Genomic DNA, 1,056 nt, shown 5'->3' on the forward strand with positions numbered 1-1,056 from the left:
AACGGAAGGTCTGATCCATATCTTTTCTGCTATGGAATGCTGTAATACCTACAGGCCCTGGCATGATAAAACAACTGGGAAGACCTTCCTGAAGTTTGACCAGAGCAAGTGTCTTCATTACTATTTCTATTTTATCGACAGGGAACTTGGCCTTTGCTATCTTCGTGTCCCTACATGGCCGCCTTTCCGTCTTCAGTTTTACATGAACGGTCATAACCTGCTCGCCTATAAGCTTGATAAAAAACAGCTTTCTTACCGGATGCAGGACAACGCGTTCCTTGAAATCTCCGATATTGAAACTGCTCAGAAACTTTCTGACCGTATCAACCCGCAAGGGCTCCATAAAGTTCTCGATGTCTTTGCCAGACGCTACAGTCCCGTTCCGGAATCTCTCGGGCTGGGTTATACCTGGACGGTTCAGCAGATCGAATGTGCCACGGATATCATGTTCCGTAAGCCGGAATACCTGGCACCAATCTATGATGAAATCATCCACACTGCGATATATACTGTGAAGCCTGACAACATCGCCACTTTCCTTGGACAGCGAATCACTTATAACTGTACCAAAGAGATTGGCACAAACTATAATCAGCGCATCCTCGGAACGAGGATCAAGCACCACATGGGTGATGTGTCCATAAAAATGTATGACAAGTTTGGCTGTGTACTGCGAATTGAAAGCACCTGCAATGATATCAGTACGTTCCGTGTGGAGCGGGAAGTTCAGCATAGGGATGGAACATCCGATATTCGGAAAGCCCCTTTAAAAAAGAGTATTTACAGCTTATATCAGTTATTCACAATCCTGAAATCTGCGAATTACAGATACCTTGAATTTATCTCATCCTTTGATGATCACAGCAGCGGCAGGAAGAAATTGGATGAAGTCAGTCATTCCCGGAGGGAAAAGGAACGAACCTATCGCGGATTCAACTTTTTTGATTCTCGTGATCTGTCTGTACTGGAAGCCATCAGCAAAGGGGAATACATGACATTCGGGATACAAGGAAAACAGATCCGCCAGCATCTTCCGAAAATCACTCCGTCTGCCAT

1 protein-coding gene is annotated in these 1,056 nt (G+C 45.0%); it reads left to right on the forward strand.

Annotated features, from left to right (window positions below; all coding sequences use genetic code 11):
* The coding region (locus tag AB5Z25_RS10900) for a MarR family transcriptional regulator (protein ID WP_368135590.1) at positions 1–1,056 on the forward strand (1,056 nt) is incomplete at both ends.

Source organism: Collinsella aerofaciens, from assembly GCF_040910325.1.
Lineage (GTDB): Bacteria > Actinomycetota > Coriobacteriia > Coriobacteriales > Coriobacteriaceae > Collinsella > Collinsella aerofaciens_BL.